This window comes from Streptomyces sp. NPDC001796 (assembly GCF_042892355.1).
Classification (GTDB): domain Bacteria; phylum Actinomycetota; class Actinomycetes; order Streptomycetales; family Streptomycetaceae; genus Streptomyces.
On the sequence record NZ_JBIAUC010000008.1, the window covers coordinates 336,412 to 360,552 of the forward strand.

General features: G+C 72.1%; 25 protein-coding genes and 1 pseudogene. 7 read left to right on the forward strand and 19 right to left on the reverse strand.

Translation table 11 applies throughout. The features are described 5' to 3' along the window. Positions 1 to 10: 10 nt before the first annotated feature. Positions 11 to 433 (reverse strand): MarR family winged helix-turn-helix transcriptional regulator, encoded by a 423-nt coding sequence (locus ACFYZE_RS19525; protein ID WP_388995302.1) that lies wholly within the window; start codon positions 431 to 433, stop codon positions 11 to 13. 109 nt (positions 434 to 542) lie between these two features. Between ACFYZE_RS19525 and ACFYZE_RS19530 the strand changes: the two genes are divergently transcribed. Continuing rightward, positions 543 to 1,373, forward strand: a complete 831-nt coding sequence (locus ACFYZE_RS19530) for an alpha/beta fold hydrolase (RefSeq protein ID WP_388995218.1) — start codon at positions 543 to 545, stop codon at positions 1,371 to 1,373. On the opposite strand, the gene ACFYZE_RS19535 is transcribed toward ACFYZE_RS19530, so the two are convergent. After that, positions 1,370 to 2,146 carry a putative protein N(5)-glutamine methyltransferase gene (locus tag ACFYZE_RS19535; RefSeq protein ID WP_388995221.1) on the reverse strand — a complete coding sequence of 259 codons (777 nt, stop codon included), beginning with the start codon at positions 2,144 to 2,146 and terminating at the stop codon, positions 1,370 to 1,372. The two genes, ACFYZE_RS19530 and ACFYZE_RS19535, sit on opposite strands and share 4 nt — an antisense overlap. A 343-nt stretch (positions 2,147 to 2,489) precedes the next feature. On the opposite strand from ACFYZE_RS19535, the gene ACFYZE_RS19540 reads away from it, so the two are divergent. Next, positions 2,490 to 2,909: a MarR family winged helix-turn-helix transcriptional regulator gene (locus ACFYZE_RS19540; protein ID WP_388995305.1), complete on the forward strand. Its 420-nt coding sequence runs from the start codon at positions 2,490 to 2,492 to the stop codon at positions 2,907 to 2,909. Between the two features lie 52 nt (positions 2,910 to 2,961). Here ACFYZE_RS19540 and ACFYZE_RS19545 read toward each other — a convergent pair whose 3' ends face one another. Further along, the gene (locus tag ACFYZE_RS19545; RefSeq protein ID WP_388995224.1) at positions 2,962 to 3,672 is read right to left on the reverse strand and encodes a GNAT family N-acetyltransferase; all 711 of its coding nucleotides are present in this window, start codon (positions 3,670 to 3,672) and stop codon (positions 2,962 to 2,964) included. After that, on the reverse strand, positions 3,669 to 4,595 hold the full coding sequence (locus ACFYZE_RS19550; protein WP_388995227.1) for an NADP-dependent oxidoreductase: 927 nt from the start codon (positions 4,593 to 4,595) through the stop codon (positions 3,669 to 3,671). Before ACFYZE_RS19550 ends, ACFYZE_RS19545 begins: the two co-directional genes overlap by 4 nt. A 389-nt stretch (positions 4,596 to 4,984) precedes the next feature. Between ACFYZE_RS19550 and ACFYZE_RS19555 the strand changes: the two genes are divergently transcribed. Both ACFYZE_RS19555 and ACFYZE_RS19560 read left to right on the forward strand, forming a co-directional pair. Continuing rightward, positions 4,985 to 5,569: a hypothetical protein gene (locus ACFYZE_RS19555; RefSeq protein WP_388995230.1), complete on the forward strand. Its 585-nt coding sequence runs from the start codon at positions 4,985 to 4,987 to the stop codon at positions 5,567 to 5,569. 88 nt (positions 5,570 to 5,657) lie between these two features. Beyond that, a complete protein-coding gene (locus ACFYZE_RS19560; protein ID WP_388995233.1) occupies positions 5,658 to 6,623 on the forward strand; it encodes an acetylxylan esterase in 966 nt (321 codons plus the stop codon). A gap of 54 nt (positions 6,624 to 6,677) precedes the next feature. Here the strand turns inward: ACFYZE_RS19560 and ACFYZE_RS19565 are convergent, their stop codons facing one another. Continuing rightward, positions 6,678 to 7,409 (reverse strand): class I SAM-dependent methyltransferase, encoded by a 732-nt coding sequence (locus tag ACFYZE_RS19565; protein ID WP_388995308.1) that lies wholly within the window; start codon positions 7,407 to 7,409, stop codon positions 6,678 to 6,680. Between the two features lie 78 nt (positions 7,410 to 7,487). On the opposite strand from ACFYZE_RS19565, the gene ACFYZE_RS19570 reads away from it, so the two are divergent. The 3 genes and pseudogenes from ACFYZE_RS19570 to ACFYZE_RS19580 all read left to right on the forward strand — a co-directional run. Continuing rightward, entirely contained in the window at positions 7,488 to 8,150 is a 663-nt protein-coding gene (locus ACFYZE_RS19570; protein ID WP_388995235.1) for a protein-L-isoaspartate(D-aspartate) O-methyltransferase, read from the forward strand. 321 nt (positions 8,151 to 8,471) lie between these two features. Then, positions 8,472 to 9,608 (forward strand): transcription termination factor Rho, encoded by a 1,137-nt coding sequence (rho, locus tag ACFYZE_RS19575; protein WP_388995238.1) that lies wholly within the window; start codon positions 8,472 to 8,474, stop codon positions 9,606 to 9,608. Between the two features lie 168 nt (positions 9,609 to 9,776). Next, positions 9,777 to 10,589: pseudogene (locus ACFYZE_RS19580) on the forward strand (D-alanyl-D-alanine carboxypeptidase family protein); the annotation flags it as partial. Between the two features lie 35 nt (positions 10,590 to 10,624). Here the strand turns inward: ACFYZE_RS19580 and ACFYZE_RS19585 are convergent. From ACFYZE_RS19585 to ACFYZE_RS19650, 14 genes are all read right to left on the reverse strand, one after another. Then, positions 10,625 to 11,995: a glycosyltransferase 87 family protein gene (locus tag ACFYZE_RS19585; RefSeq protein ID WP_388995241.1), complete on the reverse strand. Its 1,371-nt coding sequence runs from the start codon at positions 11,993 to 11,995 to the stop codon at positions 10,625 to 10,627. Further along, positions 11,992 to 13,380, reverse strand: coding sequence for a polyprenol phosphomannose-dependent alpha 1,6 mannosyltransferase MptB (gene mptB, locus ACFYZE_RS19590; protein ID WP_388995244.1), 1,389 nt, complete (start codon positions 13,378 to 13,380; stop codon positions 11,992 to 11,994). The genes ACFYZE_RS19585 and mptB overlap by 4 nt, the downstream gene beginning before the upstream one ends. A gap of 122 nt (positions 13,381 to 13,502) precedes the next feature. Then, complete coding sequence (locus ACFYZE_RS19595) at positions 13,503 to 14,426, reverse strand: glutaminase (protein ID WP_388995247.1); 924 nt, start codon at positions 14,424 to 14,426, stop codon at positions 13,503 to 13,505. 157 nt (positions 14,427 to 14,583) lie between these two features. Beyond that, positions 14,584 to 15,993 (reverse strand): aspartate ammonia-lyase, encoded by a 1,410-nt coding sequence (aspA, locus tag ACFYZE_RS19600; protein ID WP_388995250.1) that lies wholly within the window; start codon positions 15,991 to 15,993, stop codon positions 14,584 to 14,586. A 51-nt stretch (positions 15,994 to 16,044) separates the two neighbouring features. Continuing rightward, positions 16,045 to 17,061: an asparaginase gene (locus ACFYZE_RS19605; RefSeq protein WP_388995311.1), complete on the reverse strand. Its 1,017-nt coding sequence runs from the start codon at positions 17,059 to 17,061 to the stop codon at positions 16,045 to 16,047. Between the two features lie 11 nt (positions 17,062 to 17,072). Further along, entirely contained in the window at positions 17,073 to 18,515 is a 1,443-nt protein-coding gene (locus ACFYZE_RS19610; RefSeq protein ID WP_388995253.1) for an amino acid permease, read from the reverse strand. Then, positions 18,512 to 19,189: a FadR/GntR family transcriptional regulator gene (locus tag ACFYZE_RS19615; protein ID WP_388995314.1), complete on the reverse strand. Its 678-nt coding sequence runs from the start codon at positions 19,187 to 19,189 to the stop codon at positions 18,512 to 18,514. Before ACFYZE_RS19615 ends, ACFYZE_RS19610 begins: the two co-directional genes overlap by 4 nt. 200 nt (positions 19,190 to 19,389) lie before the next feature. Further along, on the reverse strand, positions 19,390 to 20,223 hold the full coding sequence (locus ACFYZE_RS19620) for an undecaprenyl-diphosphate phosphatase (protein ID WP_388995256.1): 834 nt from the start codon (positions 20,221 to 20,223) through the stop codon (positions 19,390 to 19,392). An 85-nt stretch (positions 20,224 to 20,308) separates the two neighbouring features. Further along, positions 20,309 to 20,683 carry a fluoride efflux transporter CrcB gene (crcB, locus tag ACFYZE_RS19625; protein WP_388995259.1) on the reverse strand — a complete coding sequence of 125 codons (375 nt, stop codon included), beginning with the start codon at positions 20,681 to 20,683 and terminating at the stop codon, positions 20,309 to 20,311. Between the two features lie 9 nt (positions 20,684 to 20,692). Then, positions 20,693 to 21,082, reverse strand: coding sequence for a DUF190 domain-containing protein (locus ACFYZE_RS19630; RefSeq protein WP_388995262.1), 390 nt, complete (start codon positions 21,080 to 21,082; stop codon positions 20,693 to 20,695). A gap of 34 nt (positions 21,083 to 21,116) precedes the next feature. Continuing rightward, positions 21,117 to 21,593 (reverse strand): fluoride efflux transporter CrcB, encoded by a 477-nt coding sequence (gene crcB / locus ACFYZE_RS19635; RefSeq protein WP_388995265.1) that lies wholly within the window; start codon positions 21,591 to 21,593, stop codon positions 21,117 to 21,119. Positions 21,594 to 21,771: 178 nt separating this feature from the next. Then, on the reverse strand, positions 21,772 to 22,737 hold the full coding sequence (locus ACFYZE_RS19640; RefSeq protein WP_388995268.1) for an SMP-30/gluconolactonase/LRE family protein: 966 nt from the start codon (positions 22,735 to 22,737) through the stop codon (positions 21,772 to 21,774). Between the two features lie 121 nt (positions 22,738 to 22,858). Next, positions 22,859 to 23,299, reverse strand: coding sequence for a hypothetical protein (locus tag ACFYZE_RS19645; RefSeq protein WP_388995270.1), 441 nt, complete (start codon positions 23,297 to 23,299; stop codon positions 22,859 to 22,861). A gap of 608 nt (positions 23,300 to 23,907) precedes the next feature. Further along, positions 23,908 to 24,141 (reverse strand): zinc ribbon domain-containing protein (locus tag ACFYZE_RS19650; RefSeq protein ID WP_388995273.1); only part of this gene is annotated, 234 nt, incomplete at its 5' end.

A 24,141-nucleotide genomic window follows, 5' to 3' on the forward strand; every position in this document is an offset into this window, starting at 1 on the left:
CAGTCAGCCGTCAGTCCACGTCGACGTCGTCGAAGAGGTCGAGCATCCGGGTCAGCACGCGCAGACACGCCCGCAGATCCGCCTCGGTCAGGTCGCCGCGCACCTGCCGCAGCAGGGTGTACTCGCGGGCGGTGACGGCGTCGATCAGCGCCTGCCCCTCGTCGGTGAGCCGGAACAGCGAGGAGCGCTTGTGGGCAGGGTTCGGGATGCTCTCGACCAGCCCACGCGCCGCCGCCTCGTTGACCATCCGCTGCACGAACTGCCTGCTGAGCGCCTGCGCGCGCCCCATCTGCGGGACGGTCATGGGCCCGTGGCCGCAGAGCAGGGAGAGCACAGCGCGTACGCCGACGGAGACGCCCTCGATCGCTTCCGCCTGTTCGACCTTGCGCTGCACCCGCCGGTACAGCGGGCCCACCAGGGAGAAGACCTCCATGAGACGGGGGGCGAGGGCATCCGGGGCCAGTGGAGCGTTCTGATCGGTCACACCGGGAATTATGACACCTGGGTTGTCAACCTCTCGGAAAATTGACACCTTGGTTGTCATGACGGAGACGATGGAGACGCTGAGGACGTTCGAGACCGGTGACGGCCGGCTGGCGTACCGCGACGTGGGGGCGGGGGCACCACTGGTGCTGCTGCACGGCGGCTTCCTCGACCACCGGATGTGGGACGACCAGATCCCGGTGTTCGCTCAGACCCACCGGGTGATCGCCCCGGACGCGCGCGGCCACGGGGCGTCCTCGAACGCGACCCGGCCGTTCCGCCACACCGACGACCTCGCCGCGCTGCTGCGCCACCTCGGCACCGGTCCCGCGACCCTGGTCGGGCTGTCGATGGGCGGAGCGATCGCCGTGGACACCGCTCTGGAGCACCCGGACCTCGTCCGCGCCCTCGTCGTCAGCGGCGTCGGCACGAGTGAGCCCGATTTCCAGGACCCGTGGACGCAGGCCGCCATCTCCACGTACTGGCATGCGCTCGGCGCCGGTGACATCGACGCCTTCGTGGACGCGCTCGCACGGTTCACCTACGGCCCGCAGCGCACGGCCGAGGACGTCGACCCCGAAGTCGACCGGCGGGTGCGGGAGATGGCCCGGGCGACGATCACCAAGCACACCGGCGACGAGCCGGACCACTCGGTGCGCGTCACCGACACCTGGGCCCGCGCCGCGAAGATCGAGGTACCCGTGCTGGCCGTCAACGGCGGCGTCGACTCGCCCGATCACATCGGCATGGCCGAGCGTCTGGTCCGCACCGTCGCGCACGGCCGGGCCACGGTCGTGGAGGGCACCGGGCACTACCCCAACATGGAGCGGCCCGATGCCTTCAACGCGATCGTCGGGGACTTCCTGCGCTCACCCGAGGTGAGTCGTTAGCGCCTGGTGCCGATCAGCACGTTGGCGTACAGCTCCTCCGAGACGGCGAGCCGGACGTCGAGGCCGCCGTGGGTGAACGCCTCGATCGCGGAGGGGACTTGGCGTTCGCTCGTCTCGACGAGCAGACTGCCGCCGGGTGCCAGCCACACGGACGCCTGCGCAGTGACCCGGCGCAGCACCTCCAGGCCGTCAAAGCCGCCGTCCAGAGCGGTCAGCGGCTCGTGGTCGCGGGCCTCCGACGGCAGCAGTGCGACCTCGCCCGTGGGGACGTAGGGGACGTTGGCGGTCAGGACGTCGACACGGCCGCGCAGTTCGTCGGGGAGGGCGGCGAACAGGTCGCCCTCGTGGACCCGGCCGCCGTACGCGGCGACGTTGCGGCGGGCGCAGCGCACTGCGGCCGGGTCGATGTCGGCGGCGTGGAGTTCGGGCCCGTCCAGCCCGGCCGCCAGCGCCGCGCCGACCGCGCCCGAGCCACAGCACAGGTCGACGACGAGACGGGCGCCGCGAGAGACGGCGAGGGCCTGTTCGACGAGGAACTCGGTGCGGCGGCGGGGCACGAAGACGCCCGGCTCCATCGCGATGCGCAGGCCGTGGAACTCGGCCCAGCCCAGGACGTGTTCCAGGGGAAGCCCGGCGACGCGCCGGTCGACCATACGGGCGGCCTCGTCGCGAGTGCGGGCGGTGGACAGGATCAACTCCGCCTCGTCCTCGGCGAAGACACAGCCGGCGGAACGCAGCGCGGAGACGACGTGGGAACGTGACAGTGATGGCATGGAGCCGGGAAAGCCTTCCGGTGGACCGAAGGGCGCACTCGCGGTCAGCCGGCGGCGGTGGTCCGCGCCGTCCTGAGGTGGGAGAGCACCCGAGCCGACACAGCGGTGATGGGACTCACCTCCTCGGCCACACCGGCCGGGACGGTCCGCGGCCAGGACGGACACCCTAGCAGGAGGGGCGTTCGCAAAAAGCCCCCTTCGACCTCGGAGACGTCCTCGCGGAGACGTCCGCGCCGACCCGAGTTGTACTCTACAACTGAGCGACGAGGGAGGTCCCGTGCACACAGAGCGCGTCACCGCCGCGTCCGCGGCGGAAGCCGCCGTCGAGACCATTCAGCGCGAGATGACGGTGTTCGCCCGGCGCGCCCGGGCCTCGGCCGGCCGTATGCACCCGGAGCTGTCCCTGGTCTCGTACACGCTGCTCGGGCACCTGGAGGAGAGCGGCGGCTGCCGGGCGACCGACCTGGCCGCGCACTACGCCCTGGACAAGTCCACGGTGAGCCGGCAGGTGGCCGCGCTGGAGCGGGCCGGGCTGATCGAGCGGCGGCAGGATCCGGACGACCACCGGGTCCAGGTGCTGCAGCTGACCCAGGCGGGCACGCGGATCCTCGCCCAGGTCACGGAGAGCCGCCGGGAGGCGTTCCGGGAGCGGCTCGCGGGCTGGCCGGAGCGGGACCTGGAACGCTTCGCGGCCTACCTGCTGCGCTACAACGCGGCGGCCGCCACCACACCGGTCGGGCCGCCCGCCCCGGCCGCCGGCTGACGGCGGGCGACGGGAAGGGGCCCGCCCGCGGCGAACCCCGTGGGCCCCGCCGTCAGATCCCCACCACCTGCTCGTCCCCCAGCCGCTCGGGGACCCGCGCCGACACGAACCTCGTCGTGCGGCGCAGGCGGAAGCCCAGGGACTCGTAGAGGCGGATGGCGCCCGTGTTGCCCGCGCCGGTGTGCAGGAACGGGGTCTCGCCACGCTCGCGGATGCCGTGCGCGACCGCCAGGACCAGCCGGGTGGCCAGGCCCTGCCCGCGGAACGCCGGATCGGTGCACACGGCGCTGATCTCGGTCCAGCCGGGCGGGTGCAGCCGTTCGCCCGCCATGGCGACCAGGGCTCCGTCGCGGCGGATGCCCAGGTAGGTGCCCAGTTCGATGGTGCGCGGCAGGAACGGGCCGGGCCGCGTGCGCGCCACCAGGTCCAGCATCTCGGGTACGTCCGCCGCAGTGAGCCGTACGGCCTCCGGGTCGGGCGCGGCGGCGATCCCGTCGTCGACGAGCTGCACGCCGTCGAGCGCGAAAGTGATCTCCCAGCCGTCCGGGACCTCCCCGCGGAAGCCGGGGAGCGGGGCCTCCGCACCGGGACCCGCCAGCGCCGCGAGGTCGGTCCAGTCGTCGGCGTCCGGATCGTCCGGCATACCCACCCACGGCGACACGTCGACGGGGTAGCGCAGGATGCGGCCCCGGCGCTCCGCGAAGTGGGCGTGCGGACCGGTCAGCGAGGCCAGCGCCGGATTGTCGAGCACGTGGTCGCTCATGCGGCGACCTGGATCACGACCTTGCCGCGGGCGTGCCCGTCCTCCACCAGGCGCAGGGCCTCCCCGGCCGCTTCGAGCGGGAAGGTCCGTGTGACATACGGGTTCAGGTCGCCGGCCAGCACCAGCCGTGCCACCTCGTCGAGCACCGCGGCGGTGCGGGCGCGCTCCACCCGGGCGCCGCCCAGCCGCTCGACGTCCTGCTGGGCCGCCCCTGCGGTGATCAGCTTGGAACGGTCGGTCAGCAGGGTCGCGGTCTCCTCCAGCACGTCGCCGCCGACCAGGTCGTAGACGCCGTCGACGCCGTCCGGTGCGGCCGCCCGCACCCGCGCGGCGAGATCCGTGCCCGAGGGGACGTGGACGGCGCCGAGCTGCTCGACGAAGTCCTTCTTGCCCTCGCTCGCGGTACCGACGACGCGCAGGCCGAAGGCGCGGGCTATCTGCACGGCCGCGACGCCGACTCCCCCGCCGGCGCCGGTGACCAGCAGGGTCGCACCGGCGGGCAGGCCGAGCTGCCGGATGCCGTCGTAGGCGGTGGCCGCGGCGACCGGCAGGACCGCCGCGTCCGTGAGGGCAAGGCCGCCCGGCACGTGCGCGGTCACCGTCGCGGGCAGCAGCGCGTATTCGGCGTATCCGCCGGCCGCGGTGTTGCCGAAGACCGCGTCCCCGACGGCGAAACCGGTCACACCCTCCCCGATCTCCTCGACGATGCCGGCGGCCTCGTTGCCGAACACGACCGGGAACTCGGGCGTGCCGCTGTCGCCGGGCCTCCTCAAGCCCGAGCGCAGCTTCCAGTCGACGGGGTTGACGCCCGCCGCGCGCACCGCGACGAGGAGCTGTCCGGGGCCGGGGCTCGGCCGGTCCGCGTCGATGAACGTCTCCGTCTCGGGGCCGCCGTAGCGGGTGTATGCGTACGCCTTGGGCATGTCCTGCCTCACTCTCCTTCGCTGTCGCCGGACCACCCGTCGCAGGAGCCACCGGTCCCGGCCACTACAGCGCAAGGAAGATCACAGGGGCGTCTATTCCCGGGCGCCGGGAGAGTTCATACGCCTGCAACGACCGGCTCCGGCGGGCGTCCCGGCGAACCGGAGCGGGGTGTCGCCGCGGTGGCGGGGGGTTTCGCGGCCACAGGTCCGGGAACTTCGCCCGAGAGGGAGAATGGGCATAAAAGCCGCTTCACAAGCCGCTTCGTGTCACACGTTCCGTCGGGGACGGTCCGCCCCGGGCCACGGAAGGCACCCCGGGCCATGCGCCGAGTGGCGACGCCCGCCGCGCAGCGACCCGTCGGCGGGGGCATGGCGGCAAGGAGGTCGAGATGCGAACCCGGGTGCGCGGCTGGCGCTGGAAGCGCAATCCGCTGCGCCGCCGTTGCGATGTCGTCGAGGCGTGGACGGCGCTGGTCGTCGCCGTGCTGCTGTTCGTCGGGGCGCCGCTCGTCGGCGCGGCCGTGGGCTGGCGGGCGTACCAGCAGGGGCACGCCACGCAGGTCGCCCAGCAGGCCGAACGCCACCAGGTGACCGCGGTCCTCGCCGAGAACGCCCCGGCCGCCGCGCCCGCGACTCAGGGCGGGAAACAGCCCCTCTACCCGGCGAAGGTGCGCTGGAACGAGCCGGGCCAGGGCACGCTGACCACGATCGCCGAGGTCCCGGCGGGTTCGCGCAGCGGCGACCGGGTCCCGGTGTGGCTGGACTCCAGGGATCGCGGGGTCGCCCCGCCACCGAGTGACGGCGCGGTGTGGCAGCACGCCCTGACCGCCGGTGTGTGGGCGGCGGGCGGCATGGCCGGGACGGTACTGCTGGCCCGCGCCGTGACCAGGCGGGTCGCCGAGCGGCACCGCATGGCGGAGTGGGAGGCCGAGTGGGCCCGCACCGGGCCCGAGTGGGGTCGGCGGACGGCCTGACCGCGCTCACAAGGAGGCAAATGAAGGTCTGGCGGGTCCCTGACGGCCACCGTACGGTGCGATCACCCGACGTCAAAGGTGGTCCTTCATGGCGCTGTTCGACCTGCCGCTGGACGAACTCCGCGAGTACCGCAGTGCGTCCGTCGAGCCCGCGGACTTCGACGCGTTCTGGACGAAGACGCTCCAGGAGGCCCGCGAGCACGACCTGGACGCCCGTTTCGAGCCCGTCGAGACGGGACTGAGGACGGTCCAGGTCCACGACGTGACGTTCGCCGGGTTCGGCGGCCACCCGGTGAAGGGCTGGCTGACCGTGCCGGTCTCCGTCGAGGGCCCGCTGCCGACGGTCGTGGAGTTCGTCGGTTACGGCGGCGGGCGCGCCCTGCCGCACGAGCATCTCCTGTGGGCGTCGGCGGGTTTCGCGCACTTCGTGATGGACACGCGGGGCCAGGGCAGCGGGTGGGGCGGCGGTGAGACGCCGGACCCGGTGGGCAGCGCGCCGTCCTTCCCCGGGTTCATGACGCGTGGGATCGAGGACCCGGAAAGCTACTACTACCGGCGGGTGTTCACGGATGGCGTGCGCGCCGTGGAGGCGGCCCGCGCGCATCCGCTGACCGACGCCTCCCGTACCGCGGCCGTCGGCGGCAGCCAGGGCGGCGGTATCACGATCGCGGTCGGCGGTCTCGTACCGGACCTGGTGGCCGTCGCGCCTGACGTGCCGTTCCTGTGCGACTTCCCGCGCGCGACGACGCTCACGGACCGCCACCCGTACCGCGAGATCGGCGGCTACCTCAAGACGCACCGCGGCCGTACCGAGCAGGTGATGCGGACGCTGTCGTACTTCGACGGCGTGCACTTCGCCGCGCGCGGCCGGGCGCCCGCGCTGTTCTCGGCGGCGCTGGAGGACCAGACGTGTCCGCCGTCGACGGTGTTCGCCGCGTTCAACGCGTGGGCGCACGAGGAGAAGACGATCGAGGTGTACGACTTCAACGACCACGAGGGCGGCGGCGCCCACCAGCAGGGGGTCAAGCTGCGCTGGCTGCCGGCGCGTTTCTGACGCCGGAGAGATCCGGGCGCCGGAGAGATCCGGGCGAAGCCCGCGCCTGTCCGGTCAGGTCCGGGTGGCCACGATCAGCCGGCAGCGCGGGCTGCCGTCGGGCCGGTGGCCGAAGTCCGTCAGCACCCGGTGCTCCACGGTGAATCCGGCGCGGGTCAACTCGCGCCGGACGTCACCGAAGCGGAACGTCCGGTAGTACATGACGAACGGCGGCCGCCACAGGGCGTTGCGCACCCGCATCGCGGTGTCGAAGCCGAGCAGCGCCCAGTACCAGGGCGAGGCCGGGGACGGCGGGGCGCCGACGGGGAACACGAACCGTCCGCTCGGCCGCAGCACGGAGTGCACCTCGGCGAACAGGCCGGGCAGTTCGCGCGGCAGGAAGTGGCCGAACGCGCCGAAGCTCACCACCAGGTCGAAGACGGGGCCGAACGGCAGGGCACGGGCGTCACCGCGCACCCACGCGACGTGCGGCGGCCCGTCGGACCGTGCCCGTGTGCGTGCCCGTGCGACGGCCAGCATGCCCGCGCTGAAGTCGACGCCGGTGACCCTCTCACGGCAGACCGTGCGCAGCACCTCCGTCCCCGCGCCCGTACCGCAGCACAGGTCGAGCCCGTGCGCGAAGGGCCCCATCCCCTTCAGCTCCCCTTCGACGGCGTCCAGGACGGCGCCCGGAGTCCGGAAGGGGGTGTGGTCGAACTTGGGCGCGAGCAGGTCATAGCCGCGCTGGACCGACGACAGCGCCTGGACGGTCAGCTCGCGGAGGGTGGGACCGTGCGGGGAGAACATCCGCATCAGCTTACGCCTGGTCTCCACGGCGCCCATGGGTTCCGCCTACGCTGGCGGTGAGGGCGAGGTGAGCCACCCGTGCACTCCGTACCCAGCAGTCCCGAAGATCTCGTGCGGGCTCTGAGAGCCGCCGGGATCAGGGACGAGCGACTGCTGGAGGCCGTGCGGACGACGCCGCGGGCCCGGTTCGTCCCCGCCGCTCAGGCGGCCGCCGCCTATCGGGACACACCGGTTCCGATCGGGCAGGGGCAGGTCACCACGCAGCCGTCGCTGTCCGCCGTGATGATCGAGAGCCTTGAGCTGAGCGGAAGCGAGCACGTCCTCGAGGTCGGCACCGGGCTCGGCTTCCAGACCGCGCTGCTCGCCCGGCTGGCCGGCGACGTGGTCAGCGTGGAGATGCGGCCGGACATCGCCCGGCAGGCGCGCGGCAATCTGGCCGGGCAGGGCGTGCGGAACGTGGAGTTGCGGGTCGGTGACGGCAGCGGCGGTGTGCCGGACCGCGCCCCCTACGACGCGGTGATCGTCTCGGCCGCGTTCCCGGAGGTGCCCGAGCCGCTGGTCGCGCAGCTACGGCCGTCGGGCCGTCTCGTGCAGCCGGTCGGGCCGGGCGGGCACGAACAGGTGGTGTGCTTCGTGCGCACCACGTCCGGGCTGCGGCAGTGGCGGATCGTGACCGCCGCCTGCTTCGTCCGGCTGCTCGGGCGGTACGGCTTTCCGCAGGACGACACGGATGTCACCTGAGCGCGGAACAGACCGCTGAACGGGGAACAGACCGCGTTCTGTCCGTGTTCTCCCCGGCAGAACCGCCGAGTGCTACAGTGCGGTGAGCACTTGTGTACGCCCCGTCCGGGGCGCCGGTGCCTGTTTCTCCCCGTTCGCCGTTCCGCCCGTCGTTGCCGACCGGCGCACCGGCTTTCCGACACCACCTTGTCAGGCAGTGCGTTGTACGCCCGTACCCGGGGTGCCGTTCCTCGCCGTGGCGAGGCGTGATCCTGCCGCCTCCCGGCCCCTCTCCCCTCCTTCCCTCCTTCCCTCCTTCCTTCCGTTCCTGAAAGGCCTTCCATGACCACCACGCTCGAACACCATCCGATCCAGCAGGAGCGAACGTCTCAGACCATCACCGGAGTCCTGGACATCGACGCCGCCGGGAAGGGGCATCTGCGGGCCGAGAGCTGCCTCGCCTCGCCCGCCGACCTCCCCGTGTCGCCCGCCCTGATCCGCCGTCACGGGCTGCGCAAGGGCGACAGCCTCGCCGGCGCCCGTACCGGACGCTCCCTCACCGAGGTCGAGCTGGTCAACGGCCGGCCCCCGGAGGAACTGCGCGGCCGTCCGCACTTCCGCGACCTCACCCCGCTGCACCCGCGTGAGCGGCTGCGGCTCGAGCACCCGGCGTCGGGCCTGGGCGGACGCGTGATGGACCTTCTCTCACCCGTCGGCAAGGGCCAGCGCGGGCTGATCGTGGCCCCGCCCAAGACCGGCAAGACCGTGCTGCTCCAGCAGATCGCCGCGGCCGTCGCCGGCAACCACCCCGAGTGCCACCTGATGGTCGTGCTGCTCGACGAGCGGCCCGAGGAAGTCACCGACATGCGGCGCTCGGTGCGCGGAGAGGTGTACGCCTCCACGTTCGACCGCACGCCGAAGCAGCACATCGCGCTCGCCGACCTGGTCGTCGAGCGCGCCAAGCGACTGGTCGAGCAGGGCCAGGACGTCGTCGTCCTGCTGGACTCGCTGACCCGGCTGTGCCGGGCCCACAACAACGCGGCCTCCTCCGGTGGCCGCACCCTCAGCGGCGGCGTCGACGCGTCCGCTCTGCACGGCCCGAAGCGCTTCTTCGGCGCTGCCCGGCTGGCCGAGGAGGGCGGCTCCCTCACCATCCTGGCCACCGCCCTGGTCGAGACCGGCTCCCGGGCCGACGAGTTCTTCTTCGAGGAGCTGAAGAGCACCGGCAACATGGAGCTGCGCCTGGACCGCGCCCTGGCCGCCCGTCGCACCCACCCGGCCGTCGACATCGCCGCGTCCGGCACCCGGCGCGAGGAACTCCTGCTCTCTCCAGGCGAGTTGGCGCCCGTACGAGGACTGCGGCGAGCCCTGCAGTCACAGGGGCAGCCCGCCGTGGAGACCCTGCTGGAGCGGTTGCGGGCGACGCCCGACAACGCGGCGTTCCTGCGCCAGGTCCAGCCCACGCTGCCGGTCGGCTGATCCGGACGCCCGGACACGTCCCGGAGTCAGGCATCCGGGTGCATGATGCGCCCACTCGGCGCACGCCGACCGGGCGGACGCGCGCTCACCGTTCCTACGGTGTCCGGTATGAGCATCGGATTCTCCTCTCGCGCCCTCCTCTCCTGCTGCGTTCTGGGCGCGGTCGGCATGTCGGCCCTCGCGCCGCTGCCCGCCGCCGCTCTGACGGGCACCGGCGCCGGCGCTCCCGGGCCCGCCGCGTCGCAGTCGCCGCTCCTGTACGGGCCCGGCACTCAAGTGCGGCCACGCGCGGGAGCCCCCGAGGTCCCCTCTGTGTCGGCGCTGTCGTGGCTGGTGGCCGACGCCGACACCGGTGACGTGCTCGCCGCGCACGACGCGCACCGTCCGTTGCCGCCCGCGAGCACCCTCAAGACGCTCTTCGCGCTCACCGTGCTGCCGGCGCTGCCCGCCGGCACCCGGCACACCGTCACCGAACGGGAGCTGGCGGACATCGGGCCCGGCAGCAGCCTCGTCGGCGTCAAAGAGGGGCTCACCTACCGGGTGAGCGACCTGTGGAAGGGGGTCTTCCTGCACTCGGGCAACGACGCGGTGCATGTACTGGCCGCGCTCAACGGCGGCGTGCAGACCACGGTCCGCCGGATGCAGGCCAAGGCGCGGCAACTGGGCGCCTTCGACACCCAGGTGGTCTCGCCGGACGGCTACGACGCCCCCGGTCAGGTGTCGTCGGCGTACGACCTCGCGGTGTTCGGGAGGGCCGGGCTGCACAATCCGGACTTCGCCCGGTACTGCTCCCTGGCGGAGTCGACGTTCCCCGGCGACGGCGGCTCGTACGGGATCCGCAACACCAACCGGCTGCTGACCGGCGCCGACGGTGTCGAGCGCTACCCGGGGCTGATCGGCATCAAGAACGGCTACACCAGCCACGCGGGCAACACCCTCGTGGCCGCGGCCCGCCACGGCGGGCGCACCCTTGTGGTGACGGTGATGAATCCTCAGGAGGGCGGCGGGCTCACGGTCTACGAGGAGGCTCGCTCGCTGCTCGACTGGGGCTTCGACGCCGCCGGGCGGGTGGCGCCGGTCGGCTCGCTGCTGCCCGAGGGGTCGGGCGTGGCGGGCTCCGGTCCCACCGCGCTGCCGACGACGACCCCCCGCAGCGAGGAGGACGCCCCGTCCGCCTGGCCGGAGGCGGGCACGCTGGCGGGCGCCGTCGGTCTGGGGACGGGCGCGGCGGTCGCGCTGGCGCTGCGGCTGCTGGGGAGACGGCCGAAGCGGGACTGACCGACCGGCAGCCCGAGCAGCAGGCCGAGGGTGATCCAGGTGTAGGTGTTGCTGCCGAGGAAGCCGTCGATCCCGGACGCGTCGTCGAACCACAGCCACACCACGCTGGTGCACAGCACCGCGTACAGCGCGGCCGCGGTCCGTGGCCGGCGTGCGTGCACCAGCACCGCGAACGACGGGAGCAGCCACACCAGATGGTGCACCCAGGTGATCGGGGACACCAGGCAGGCGATGAGCCCGGTGAGGGCGAAGGCGGCCGGCCAGTCCCCGGCGTCCAGCGCCCGGTGCGTGCGCCACGCCCACACCGCGAGGACCAGGACGACGGCCAGCGCCCAGGCGGCCCGGCTCGGATCGTCCGGTGCCGCGAGCCGGGCGAGGACGCCCTGCAGGGACTGGTTGGAGACGTAGTCGAGGCGGCCGACGCGAGTGGTGTCCCAGACGGCGCTGGTCCAGTAGAAGCGGGAGGCGTCCGGCGCCGCCCACGCCGCGAGCAGGGTGGCGGCCCCGGCGACGGCGGTGGCGACGGCGGCGGCCCGCCATCTGCGGGCGAGCAGCAGCAGGGCGATGAACACCACCGGGGTGAGCTTGACGGCCGCCGCGAGTCCGATACCGGCCCCCGCCCAGCGCCCGCGCCCGGTGGACAGCAGCCAGGCATCGGCGAGCACCAGTGCCAGCAGCAGGAGGTTGACCTGCCCGAAGCTGAAGGTGTCCCGGACGGGTTCGAACAGGGCCAGCGCGCAGGCGGCCAGGCCCCAGCCGAACCAGCCGTGGCGGCCCACCTCCCGGCCGACGAGGATCCACACCACGGCGGCGATGGCCGCCAGGTTGAACAGCAGGGCGAACGCGATCGCCGTGTGCAGGCCGACGAACGCCATCGGCAGCATGCACAGCGCGGCGAACGGCGGATAGGTGAAGCCGTACGTCGTGCCCGGCACCCGGTAGTCGTAGAGGTGCCCGCCGTGGTGCGTCCAGGCGTCCACGGCCCCGTAGTAGACGCGCAGGTCGAACCAGCCGCGCAGCAGCGGCACGGTGGCGGTGAAGACGGTCACGGCGGCGGCGAGGCCGACGACGAGGGCGAGCCGTCCCTTCTCGGTGCGCGGCGGTCTCACGCGGTCCGTCCCAGTACGGGTGCCTGGGCCGTCTGGTGCGCCTGCCACAGCACGACCACGGCCAGCATGCCGCCGGAGACGGCCAGCACCACCTGGGCGAGGTCGGGCGGGCCGCCGCTCGGCAGCACGGCGAGCGCGAGGACGGCGGTGGCCGCGGCCACCCGGTGGCGTACCGATGTGCTGGGGGCCGCGGCGGCGATGAGGAACAGTCCCCACAGGGCGTACCAGGGGCGGATGGCCGGGCCGAGGACGGCGACGACGGCGAGGCTCAGGCCGAGCGCGTAGACCGGGGCGGGCCGCAGCTTCACCCAGATGACCAGCACGGTGATGGCGGTGGCGGCGACGCCGACCGCGTGCCAGGCCGGTTCCGCCAGGGGCGCGAGGTCGCTGCCGAGACCGTCGAGCAGACGGCCCGTGACCCGGCCGAGGATGCTGGTGGGTGACCAGTTGTGCGGGGAGACGGGTGTCTTCAGGGCCGCTATCCAGCCGTACCCGGTGCCGGCGACGGCGGTGGCCGCGGCGGTGGTGGCGAGCGCGGCCACCGTGGTCGTCACCGTCGCCCGGAGGACGCCGACGTGCCGGCGCAGCGCGATCACGGCGAGCAGGCCGAGCGCGGCGGGGGCCTTGACCAGGGCGGCGAGCGTGACCAGGACGACGCCGAGGACGTGCAGCCGGCCGCGGGCGGCGAGCAGGCCCATGCCGAGCAGGCCGAGCATGATGGCGTCGTTGTGGGCGCCGGCGACCAGGTGCAGCAGGACGAGGGGGTTGAGGGCGCCGAGCCACAGCGCGGCGGCCGGGTCGGCGCCGCAGTGCCTGGCGAGCCGTGGCAGCGCGAACGCCATCAGGGCCACGCCGAGCAGGGCGACCAGCCGCATGCCGAGCAGCCCGGCCGGCAGTTCGCCTCGGGTCAGTCCGGACAGCGCGGAGGCGAGGACGAGGAAGACCGGACCGTAGGGGGCCGCGGTGTCCCGCCACACCGGAGCCACCTCGTCCGCCAGCGGACCGCCGAGCTGGGCGGGCCCGTAGGCGTAGACGTCGAGATGGGCGTGGACCATGGCGCCCTGGGCGAGATAGCTGTAGACGTCCCGGCTGAACAGCGGCGGGGCGAGCAGCAGCGGCGCCGCCCAGGTGGCGAGGACGAGCAGCAGGGCCCGCGGCGTCGGCGGTTCGGGGCCGCGGATCACCCGGCCGAGCAGTGCCCAGGCTGCGATCAGCAGGACGACACCGAAGTACACCCCCACCAGCCCGAGCGCGGCCCGCCCGGACTCCGGGGAGACCAGATCCTCGACCGGCAGGGCCCCGGCGGTCTCACCGCCCAGTGCGAGAAAGGCGGTACCGGCCAGACCGAGCGCCTGGCAGCGGCGGAGATCGACGGGGAAAGCCATGGCCAACACTCGGGAAGCGTGTCAACACCGGGTGGCCGGAAAGCAACGTCCGTCTCTCGCGCGGGCGGCCTGCTTGTGACCGCCGCGTGATCGACGGGCACACGGGGGCACGGAAGCCCCGGTCAGAACACGGACAACCCCGTCAGCGTGGTGAAGCGGTCGAGTGCCGCGACGCCCGCGACGGAGTTGCCGCGCTCGTCGAGGCCGGGGCTCCATACGCACAGGGTGCAGCGGCCGGGCACGACCGCGATGATGCCGCCGCCGACGCCGCTCTTGCCGGGCAGGCCGACCCGGTAGGCGAAGTCCCCGGCCGCGTCGTACGTGCCGCAGGTCAGCATCACCGCGTTGACCTGCTTGGCCTGGCTGCGGGTCAGCAGCCGGGTGCCGTCCGCGCGGACGCCGTGCCGGGCCAGGAAGCCGGTGGCCAGGGCGAGGTCCGCGCAGGACGCGGTGAGGGAGCACTGCCGGAAGTACTGGTCGAGCAGCACCGGCACGGGGTTGCCGATGTTGCCGTAGGACGCCATGAAATGGGCGAGGGCGGCGTTGCGGTCGCCGTGCGCGGCCTCGGAGGCGGCGACCTCCGTGTCGAAGGAGAGTCCGGGGTTTCCGCTCTCGGCGCGCAGGAAGTCGAGCAGCGTGCCGGCCGCGTCACCGGTACGGGTGTGCAGCCGGTCGGTGACGACGAGGGCGCCCGCGTTGATGAAGGGATTGCGCGGGATGCCGTTCTCGTACTCCAACTGGACCAGCGAGTTGAACGGGTTGCCGGACGGCTCCCGGCCCACGTGCTCCCACAGTGCGTCACCCTCGCGGGCGAGGTCGAGGGCGAGGGTGAAGACCTTGGTGATGGACTGGGTGGAGAACGGCTCCCGCCACTCCCCCACTCCGTACACGGTGCCGTCGAGTTCGGCGACGGCCATGCCGAAGCGGCGTGGGTCCAGGGCGGCGAGCGCCGGTATGTAGTCGGCGGCCCGGCCGCGACCGGGGCGCTGCTCCATCTCTTCGGCGATACGTTCCAGCACGGGCTGGAAGTTCAACGACGGGGCCATGGTCACCATCGTGCCGCCCCCTGCGACGGACCGCTCACCTGACGTACCTCGTGATCACGCACTGGATCCTATGACGCGCTCGGGGCCGCTCCACCCGGCGGGGCGGCGGCCGTGGCCGGCCCCCCGCCGGATGCTTTCTCCCTGCTCACCGGGACGCTCAGACCTCCGGGGAGCCGCTGCCCGCGACCACCTCCGGCCGCAGCAGCGCCTGGAGCCTCTCGGCCGGCAACAGGCCCTTCTCCAGGACGAGTTCGGCGACGCCGCGCCCGGTGGCGAGGGCCTCCTTGGCGATGCCCGTGGCCGCCTCGTAGCCGATGTACGGGTTGAGTGCGGTGACCAGGCCGATGGAGTTCTCCACCGCCGTCCGCAGTTCCCTCTCGTTGGCCGTGATCCCGGCGACGCACCGCTCGGCGAGGGTGAGGCAGGCGCGCTCCAGGTGCGTGATGCTCTCGGAGAGGGAGTGCAGGATGACGGGCTCGAAGGCGTTGAGCTGGAGCTGTCCCGCCTCGGCGGCCATGGTGATGGTGACGTCGTTGCCGATCACCTCGAAGGCGACCTGGTTGACCACCTCCGGGATCACCGGGTTCACCTTGCCCGGCATGATGCTCGAACCGGCCTGCACCGGCGGCAGGTTGATCTCGTTGAGGCCCGCGCGCGGCCCCGACGACAGCAGGCGCAGGTCGTTGCAGCTCTTGGAGAGCTTGACCGCGATCCGCTTCAGCACACCGGACATCTGCACGAAGGCGCCGCAGTCCTGGGTGGCCTCGACCAGGTTGGCGGCCGTCACCAGCGGCAGACCGGTGATCTCCGAGAGGTGGCGGCGCGCGGACTCGGCGTATCCCGATGGAGCGTTGAGCCCGGTTCCGATCGCGGTGGCGCCGAGGTTGATCTCGTGGATCAGCTCGACGGCCTCCGCGAGCCGGCTGCGGTCCTCGTCCAGCATGACCGCGTACGCCGAGAACTCCTGCCCCAGCGTCATCGGCACCGCGTCCTGGAGCTGGGTGCGGCCCATCTTCAGCACGTCGCGGAACTCGACGGCCTTGCGGGCGAAGGCGTCCTGGAGCACGGCCATCGCCTTCAGCAGGCCGCGCACGGCGTAGACCGTCGCGATCTTGACGGCGGTCGGGTAGACGTCGTTGGTGGACTGGCCGAGGTTGACGTCCTCGTTGGGGTGCAGGTGCCGGTACTCGCCCTTGGCGTGCCCCAGCAGCTCCAGCGCCCGGTTGGCGACGACCTCGTTGGCGTTCATGTTGGTCGAGGTGCCCGCGCCGCCCTGGATGACGTCGACGACGAACTGGTCGTGCAGCTTGCCGTCGCGGATCTCTCGGCAGGCCTCCACGATGGCGGCGGCCTTCTTCGGCTCCAGCAGGCCGAGTTCCTCGTTGGCGAGGGCCGCGGCCTCCTTAACGGCGGCCAGGGCGTCGATCAGGTGCGGGTAGGCGGAGATCGGCGTCCCGGTGATGGGGAAGTTCTCCCTGGCGCGCAGGGTGTGGATGCCCCAGTACGCCTCGGCGGGTACGTCGCGGTGGCCGAGCAGGTCGTGTTCGCTGCGGTGGGCGGCGGTCATGGCTGTGCGGGCCCTCTTTCGGAGGTGGACGAAACGAGGTGGACGAGTCGGTCAGGCGCGGGTCTGGGGGGCGAGGGGGTCGAGGGCACGGACCGGCCGGACGCTGCCGACGGGTTCGCCCCCGCCGAGCAGCGGCTCGCCCGCGAACTCGGTGAGCGCCGCCGGGTCGACGCCGGCGCGGGCCAGGGCCGCGGCGGCGACCGGGATCCGTGCCCGGTTCGCCCCGTCGGCGATCTTGACGGCGACGGCACGGCCGTCGGGCAGTGCGGCGACCTGGACGCCCTCGAATCCGTCCTTGGCGAGCAGCCCGGGCACGGCCCGCATCAGCGCGGCGACGTCGCGCCCGGATCCCGAGGCCATCTCGGCGTGCTCGCGCATGGCGTCCGCCACCCGTGCCTCCGGGGTGCCGGCCGGCGCGGTCGTGATGCGGGCCGCGGCACGGGCGAGCCCGTGCAGCGAGACGGAGAACAGCGGCGCGCCGCAGCCGTCGACGGTCACCCGGGCGATCGCCTGGCCGGTGAGGTCCTCGACGATCTCGGCGATGGCCTGCTGGAGGGGGTGGGCCGGATCGAGATGGTCCTCCAGCGGCCAGCCGTTGAGCTTGCAGGTGTACAGCATGGCCGCGTGCTTGCCGGAGCAGTTCTGGGCGAGCCGGGAGGGCAGGCGGCCCTCGCGGATCCAGTCGTCGCGAACGACCGGGTCGTACGGCAGGTCCGGGACGTTGCGCAGGTCGTCCTCGGTGACACCGGCCAGCTCCAGGATCCGCCGGGTGCCGGCCAGGTGCCGTTCCTCGCCGGAGTGGCTGGCTGCGGTCAGCGACAGCAGCTCGCCGTCCAGGGGAAGTCCGGCGCGCACCATGGCCACCGCCTGTACGGGCTTGAGGGCCGAGCGCGGGTAGAAGGCGGCCTCGATGTCACCGAGTTGCAGCTGCACCGTGCCGTCGGCGCCGAGGACGACGACCGAGCCGTAGTGGATGCCTTCGATGACGCCACCCCGGACGAGGTGGGCGATCGGTGCGTGCAGGGGCTCCCGGATCACAGGAGCCTCGGCGACCGGACTTCCGTACAACACTGCGTGGTTCACACATTCACCTTGGGGGATTTACTGCGGCCGACCCGGCCGCGGATGCCGTACCAGCCGCCGGCGAGGGCGGCGACGATCAGCGGCAGGCACAGCACGGTGGTGCGGCCCGCGCCGCCGTCGGCGTACATCAGGACGAACACGGAGGCGAGGAAGCCGAGGGTGACGATCTCGGTCCACGGGGAGCCGGGCAGGCGGTAGCTCGGGCGGGACAGTTCGCCCTTCTGGGTCTTCCGCCAGAAGAGCAGGTGACAGAGCATGATCATGCCCCAGGTGGACAGGATGCCGATCGCCGCGAAGTTGAGCACGATCTCGAACGCGTCCGCCGGGACCACGAAGTTGAGGCCGACGCCGAGGACACAGATCCCGCTGGTGAGCAGGATGCCGCCGTACGGGACCTGGCTGCGGCTCATCACGCTCGTGAACCTGGGCGCCGAGCCCGACATGGCCATGGAGCGCAGGATGCGGCCGGTGGAGTACAGGCCCGAGTTGAGCGAGGACATGGCCGCGGTGAGGACGACGAGGTTCATCACGCCGCCGGCCGCCGGCACGCCGATGTTGGACAGGACCGTGACGAAGGGGCTCTCGCCGGCGGAGTACTTGTTCCAGGGCAGCAGCATCGAGAGCAGGACGACCGAGCCGACGTAGAACAGGCCGACGCGCCACATGATCGAGTTGATCGCCCTCGGCATGATCTTCTCGGGGTTCTCGGTCTCGCCCGCTGCGACGCCGACCAGCTCCACGGAGGCGTAGGCGAAGACGACGCCCTGGATGATCAGCAGCATCGGCAGCACACCGTTGGGGAAGACGCCGCCGTGGTCGGTGAGCAGGGACGGGCCGGGGGTGCTGCCGTCGACCTTGTGCTGGGTGACCAGCAGGAAGATGGCGATCGCCATGAAGACCACGAGGGCGCCGACCTTGACGATGGCGAACCAGAACTCCAGTTCGCCGAAGATCTTCACCGAGATCAGGTTCACCGTGAGGACCACGGCCAGTGCTATGAGCGCGATCACCCACTGCGGGATGTCGGAGAACACGCCCCAGTAGTGGGTGTAGGTGGCCACGGCCGTGATGTCGGCGATACCGGTGGTCGCCCAGTTGAGGAAGTACATCCAGCCCGCGGTGTACGCGCCCTTCTCGCCCAGGAACTCACGGGCGTACGACACGAAGGCGCCGGACGACGGCCGGTACAGGACGAGTTCGCCGAGCGCGCGCACCACCAGGAAGGCGAAGACGCCGCAGATCGCGTACGCGACGAAGAGGGAGGGGCCGGCGTCGGCGAGGCGGCCGCCGGCGCCGAGGAAGAGGCCGGTGCCGATGGCCCCGCCGATGGCGATCATGTTGACGTGCCGGGATTTCAGGGACTTGCGGTAGCCCGCGTCTCCGGCGTCGACGTGACCGGACGATGGGCGCGTCTCTTCTTTGAGGTGCTGTTCGCTCACGCCTCTGGTCCGCCTTCCGTGGGGAGATCCGTGCGCCGGGGGCGCAGGATGTCGGTGAGGGTCGTCTCGACGCGGTCGATGTGGTGGGCCATGGCCGCCACCGCGTCGTCTTCGGAACCGTCGGCCAGCGCCTCGACGATCGCCCGGTGCTCCCGGTTGGACTGCTCGCGCCGGCCGCCCAGCTCGTTGAGGAAGGCCGACTGACGCGCCAGTGCGTCGCGGATCTCCTCGATGACCCGGCGGAAGACCGGGTTCTGGGCGGCTTCGGCCACGGCGAGGTGGAAGAGGGTGTCCATCGCGACCCACGCGGTGGTGTCCGTCTCCCGCTCCATCCGGTCCAGCAGATGGGCCAGGTGGTCCAGGTTCTCGGGGGTGCGGCGCAGCGCCGCGTACCCGGCGACCGGGATCTCGATGTGGCGGCGCACCTCCAGCAGGTCGCTCGCCGCGTAGTCGCCGAAGGTCGGGTCCTCGACGGCGTTGGCGACGACGAAGGTGCCCTTCCCGGTCCGCGAGACGGTCAGCCCCATGGTCTGCAGGGCCCGCAGGGCCTCGCGCAGCACGGGGCGGCTGACCTCGAGGGTGCGGCACAGCTCGGCCTCGGAGGGGAGCTTGTCACCGATCGCGTACTCGCCGCGCTCGATGGCGCCGCGGAGGTGGGTGAGGACCGCTTCCATCGCGCTGACGCGCCGCGGCCCCGGACCACCTGTCTGGCTGTCTGACAGGTTCACGGGGGTTGATCCTCCGGGTAACGGGACGGGACTGTCAAGGGGCGGAGTAAGGAAACATTCAGGGGGCCGGGGTGCCTGAATATCGGCTTCCCGACCCCCGATGATCAGCGGTGATCAGCTGGTGCGGCGTTCCAGGACGGCTTCGGTCAGCTGAGCGTGCCGGTGGCGAGCAGGCCGAGGAGCGCCACACCCACCACGATCCGGTAGATCACGAAGGCGTTGAAGGAGTGCTTGGCGACGAACTTCAACAGCCACGCGATCGAGGCGTAGGCGACCACGAACGACACGACCGTACCGACGGCGAGCGGCGCGGCGCCCACACCCGCACCCAGGGCGTCCTTCAGTTCGTACAGGCCCGCGCCGGTGAGGGCGGGGATTCCGAGGAAGAAGGAGAGGCGGGTGGCGGCCACCCGGTCGAGGTCGAGGATGAGCGCCGTGGACATGGTGGCGCCGGAGCGGGAGAAGCCCGGGAAGAGCAGGGCGAGGATCTGCGAGCTGCCGACCAGCATCGCGTCCTTGAACGAGGTGTCGTCCTCACCGCGCTTGTGCCGGCCCATCTGGTCCGCGCACCACATCACGCCACTGCCGACGATCAGCGAGCCGGCCACCACCCACAGCGAGGCGAGCGGCCCGTCGATGAGCGGCTTGGCGGCCAGGCCGACCACGACGATCGGGACGGTCGCGGCGATCACCCACCAGGCGAACTTGTAGTCGTGGTGGTACCGCTCCTGCTTGTTGAACAGGCCCCGGAACCATGCCGAGACGATCCGCACGATGTCCTTGAGGAAGTACAGGAGCACGGCCGCGATCGCGCCGACCTGGATGACGGCCGAGAAGCCGACGACGGCCTGGTCGTCGACGGGGATCCCCATCAGCCCCTCGGTGATCTTGAGATGGCCGGTCGAGGACACGGGGAGGAATTCGGTCAATCCCTCGACGACTCCGAGGACGGCGGCCTGACCGACGTTGATGACGCTCATGGGATCCAGTTCTGAGGAGTTGGTCGACAGTGCTGTAGACGGTGGTGCTGGGGAAGTTGTACTACGCGCGGGTGACGGCCGCCGACTAGGTCCACAGGGCCTGGGCGAGCGAAACCCCGGCAAAAGCCGCACCGAGGCCCGCCGTCACGCTAGCGACGACGTTGGCGGCAGCGTAGAACCCCGCGCCGGTCTCGGTCAGCCGCAGTGTCTCGTACGAGAACGTCGAGTAGGTGGTCAGCGCCCCGCACAGGCCCGTGCCGAGCAGGAGCTGCAGGTGCGGCGAGGCATGGCCGGCCGCGGCGGCACCGGTCAGCAGGCCCAGGATGAGGCAGCCCGTGACGTTGACCACCAGGGTGCCCCGGGGAAAGACCGTGTCGTGCTTGAGCTGCACCGCACGGTCGGTGAGGTAACGCAGGGGTGCGCCGACCACGGCACCGAGGACCACCAGCAGCCAATTCACAACGAGTTCTCACCTTTCCCGTCGTCCGGTTTCGCCGCGACCGGCTTCCCCGCGACCGGTTTCACCACGTCCGGCGTACCGGATGACTTCGCAGTCGTCGAGCGTCACGAGTCCTTCGGTGACGAGTTCGTCGAGTTGGGGAAGGAAGGCACGGACGTGCTCCTCCGTGTCGACGATCACGACGGCGACGGGCAGGTCCTCGCTGAGCGACAGCAGCCTCGAGGTGTGGATCAGCGAGGAGGCGCCGAAGCCCTCGATACCGCGGAAGACGCTCGCGCCCGCGAGACCCGCGGCATGCGCCCGGTGCACGATCTCGCTGTAGAGGGGCTTGTGGTGCCATGTGTCGTGCTCGCCGATGAAGACGGTCAGCCTGAGGGCCCTGCCGGTCAGTCGTGTCATGGCCGCCTCCGCGGGCGCCGGTCGGTGGTGTCGTTCATCGCTGCCGCCACGCCAGGACGCGACGGACGGCCGTCATCGTGAGCCAGACCGAGGCGAGGGCCCCGAGGAGCGTCGCGAACAGATACGCGAGTGCGGTGCGCGGATGGCCCGCGTCGACCAGCCTCTGGATGTCGACGGCGTACGTCGAGAAGGTGGTGAAGCCGCCGAGCACGCCGGTGCCGAAGAAGGGCCGCACCAGCCGGTGGGCCGCCCACACATCGGTGATCACGACCATGAAGACGCCGATCACGGCACAGCCGACGAGGTTCACACCGAAGGTGGTCCAGGGGAATCCCCCGGTCCGCGCGGGCCACAGCAGCGAGGCGCCGTAGCGGGCCGTGGCGCCGATGCCGCCGCCGAGGGCGACGACCGCGACGACGGGTCCCTGCCCGTGCCAGGGGGACGGCCGCCGCGCGGGCTCGGGCGGTGCGGCACCGGTGGCGTCGGCGCTCTTGGGGTGCGGGACTGACATGGACGTACTTCTCCTACTCGCCGGGGCCCTGCCGGACGGGCACGCTCATCGCAAGTAGGGACCGTTGGCGGCGGCACTGCCGCGGTTCTGGTACGGCGGGCCCCACCGCCGCGCCGCGGGACATGATCGCGGCCGGGGTACAGATTACCGCCGGGCACGGCGGCCGCGCACACGCGGGTCAGCCGGTGCCGTCGGGCAGCTCGCACACGGCGATGCCGTGTTCCCAGACACTGCCGAGGACCAGCCGGCCGCCGGCGACACAGGCGCTGGTGGACATGCGGAAGCCGGAGCGATGGCGGACGAGGTGGCGCCGGATGCGGCCGTCGTCATCGACGGCGAGGACACCGGCCATGGCCGCCGGGCGGTACGGGGCCCGCACCGCGAGCCGGGCGGCGGCGCGGCGCACGGGCGGGGCGGCACGGTGCAGCAGGTCGAGGGCGGGGACGTGCGGTCCGGCGAGGGCCACCCAGATCGGACCTTCGGGCCCTTCGCGCCAGAGGTTGTCCGGCATTCCCGGGAGGTCCTCGAGGAATGGCTCGGCGCGGCCGGAGCGCGGTCCGGTGAGCCAGTAGCGGCTGAGGCGTCGGGCTCCGGTCTCGGCGACGACGAGGAAGGACTCGTCCTGGGCGGGCGCGAGGCCGTTGGCGAACTGGAGCCCGTCCAGGAGCACCTCGGGAGCGTCGGCGCCGGGGGCGAGCCGCAACAGCCGTCCCGTTCCGGTGTGCTCGACGATGTCGCCGATCCACTGCTCGAAGGGGTGGCGGCGGCTGGACACGGTGAAGTACAACGTGCCGTCGGACAGGGCGACGACGTTGCTGCAGAACCGCAGCGGCTCCCCCGCCGCCGAGTCGGCGAGGACGCGTACGGTGCCGTCCTCGAGGTGGATCCGCACAAGCCCGCGGTGCGCGTCGCACACCAACAGGTCGCCGTCCGGGAGGACTTCCAGCCCGAGCGGGCGGCCGCCGGTCTCGGCGATCACCTCGACGCGGCTACGAGCAGGATCCGCGAGTCCGTCGAGGGCCAGGATGCGGCCGTCCTCGACACCGGTGAGCACCCGCCCGCGTCGGTCGACGACGACGTCCTCCGGGCCCCGGCCGCCGATCGCGACGTAGCGGAGCGGAACAAGAGCCTTGGGACGGTCCATGCGTGCCTGCCCTTCGCTGCCGAAGACGGTTCATCCTCGCAGCAGGTACCCGAAGACGCCCATACTCTTTCGGACTCGCTGCGCGGACGTGCCGTCCGAACCATGTGCGCACGGCCGCCGGTCAGCACGTCGCGTCCGCCGTTCTCCGCGCTCTGCCGTGCAACGTCAGGTAGAAGAGCTGCAGGGACTCCTCGGGACCGCCCAGTTCGAAGCGGTTGAAGACCTTGCCGAGCGGGTTCCAGACCCGTCCGTCCGGCATGCGTACGCCGACCGACTGCCGGAAGAAGGCGCTCTGCTCGGCGTCGAAGTCCACCCACACCGCCCCCGCGCGGCGCACCAGAACCTCACCGACGTACGCGCCGAGACCGAACAGCGCCCCGGACGCCCGCTCCCGGTCGGCCCCGCCCTTGCGCAGGCCGTCGACCATGAAGTCGACGACTCGCAGGCTGGCCACGGAGTAGTCCAGCGGCAGCCGGTTGCCGGCGGTGACGCGCGCGACGAATGCGGCCGCGTACCGCCGCATCTCCTTCGCGGACGGAATGCGCTTGTCCGACTGGCCCATGGGACCCCGCCCCTTCGCTCGGGTCAGGGGAACGCCAAACGGTCCCCTCCTGCTGGTCAAGCGCATGCCGACTCCGGAACATCACAGGTCACCGACGTGGCGAATGCCACACGGAAGCCCACAGCCGGCGCACAACCTTTTCACCTCCGTGCACGTGCGTGGGCATTCGCTCAACTCGGCGACCCAGGGCATGCCTTGCCCTCACACGCTTCGTGGAGGATGCCACCGCGACGGGTGGTCACGGGACGCGGCCAGGAACCGCACCAACGGTTCGCGGAGGAACTTCGGCGCTCCTTGCCGGGTCGTCGGAGGAGACCGCCGAGGCGGAGCGGTCCTCGCTTCGTATCGCGATGGTCGTGGGTGGAGCGGCGCCGGCGGCCTGCCTCGGGCTGGTCCTGTACGGCGTCCTCGACAACGGCAAGGGCGACGGAACCGCGGGCAAACGTCTTCCCACCGCCTCGGTCACGTACGAGGTGACCGGCGAGGGCACCGCCGACATCAGCTTCCAGGCCCGCGACGAGTCCGGAAGGGCCACCGTGGTGAGGGCGGTCGCGTTGCCGTGGCACCGGACCGTGGAGGTTCCGGTGGGCCTTGACGTGCTCCCTGGCCTAAAGTCCAGGGATTCCGGCCTGGGTCGTCTGACCCTTCCGGGGGCTTCCTGCTTCACCGCGCTGTGCGGGCACGGGTGCCCGTCTTACCGGCGCTCCACAGGCGTTTGGCGTCTGCGCCCGTCCGGCGGCGACGATGCGGCGTCCTTCGAAGAGGACGTTGCGGGCTGCGTTGTGGTCGCGGTCGTGCACGGTGCCACATTCGCCGCACGTCCACTCCCGGACGTGCAGGGG

Coding starts and splice junctions, on each gene's coding strand:
- ACFYZE_RS19525 (WP_388995302.1), bottom strand. CDS start 433: ATGGAGGTCTTCTCCCTGGTGGGCCCGCTGTACCGGCGGGTGCAGCGC.
- ACFYZE_RS19530 (WP_388995218.1), top strand. CDS start 543: ATGACGGAGACGATGGAGACGCTGAGGACGTTCGAGACCGGTGACGGC.
- ACFYZE_RS19535 (WP_388995221.1), bottom strand. CDS start 2,146: ATGCCATCACTGTCACGTTCCCACGTCGTCTCCGCGCTGCGTTCCGCC.
- ACFYZE_RS19540 (WP_388995305.1), top strand. CDS start 2,490: ATGACGGTGTTCGCCCGGCGCGCCCGGGCCTCGGCCGGCCGTATGCAC.
- ACFYZE_RS19545 (WP_388995224.1), bottom strand. CDS start 3,672: ATGAGCGACCACGTGCTCGACAATCCGGCGCTGGCCTCGCTGACCGGT.
- ACFYZE_RS19550 (WP_388995227.1), bottom strand. CDS start 4,595: ATGCCCAAGGCGTACGCATACACCCGCTACGGCGGCCCCGAGACGGAG.
- ACFYZE_RS19555 (WP_388995230.1), top strand. CDS start 4,985: ATGCGAACCCGGGTGCGCGGCTGGCGCTGGAAGCGCAATCCGCTGCGC.
- ACFYZE_RS19560 (WP_388995233.1), top strand. CDS start 5,658: ATGGCGCTGTTCGACCTGCCGCTGGACGAACTCCGCGAGTACCGCAGT.
- ACFYZE_RS19565 (WP_388995308.1), bottom strand. CDS start 7,409: ATGTTCTCCCCGCACGGTCCCACCCTCCGCGAGCTGACCGTCCAGGCG.
- rho (WP_388995238.1), top strand. CDS start 8,472: ATGACCACCACGCTCGAACACCATCCGATCCAGCAGGAGCGAACGTCT.
- mptB (WP_388995244.1), bottom strand. CDS start 13,380: ATGGCTTTCCCCGTCGATCTCCGCCGCTGCCAGGCGCTCGGTCTGGCC.
- ACFYZE_RS19595 (WP_388995247.1), bottom strand. CDS start 14,426: ATGGCCCCGTCGTTGAACTTCCAGCCCGTGCTGGAACGTATCGCCGAA.
- aspA (WP_388995250.1), bottom strand. CDS start 15,993: ATGACCGCCGCCCACCGCAGCGAACACGACCTGCTCGGCCACCGCGAC.
- ACFYZE_RS19615 (WP_388995314.1), bottom strand. CDS start 19,189: ATGGAAGCGGTCCTCACCCACCTCCGCGGCGCCATCGAGCGCGGCGAG.
- ACFYZE_RS19620 (WP_388995256.1), bottom strand. CDS start 20,223: ATGAGCGTCATCAACGTCGGTCAGGCCGCCGTCCTCGGAGTCGTCGAG.
- ACFYZE_RS19630 (WP_388995262.1), bottom strand. CDS start 21,082: ATGACACGACTGACCGGCAGGGCCCTCAGGCTGACCGTCTTCATCGGC.
- crcB (WP_388995265.1), bottom strand. CDS start 21,593: ATGTCAGTCCCGCACCCCAAGAGCGCCGACGCCACCGGTGCCGCACCG.
- ACFYZE_RS19640 (WP_388995268.1), bottom strand. CDS start 22,737: ATGGACCGTCCCAAGGCTCTTGTTCCGCTCCGCTACGTCGCGATCGGC.
- ACFYZE_RS19645 (WP_388995270.1), bottom strand. CDS start 23,299: ATGGGCCAGTCGGACAAGCGCATTCCGTCCGCGAAGGAGATGCGGCGG.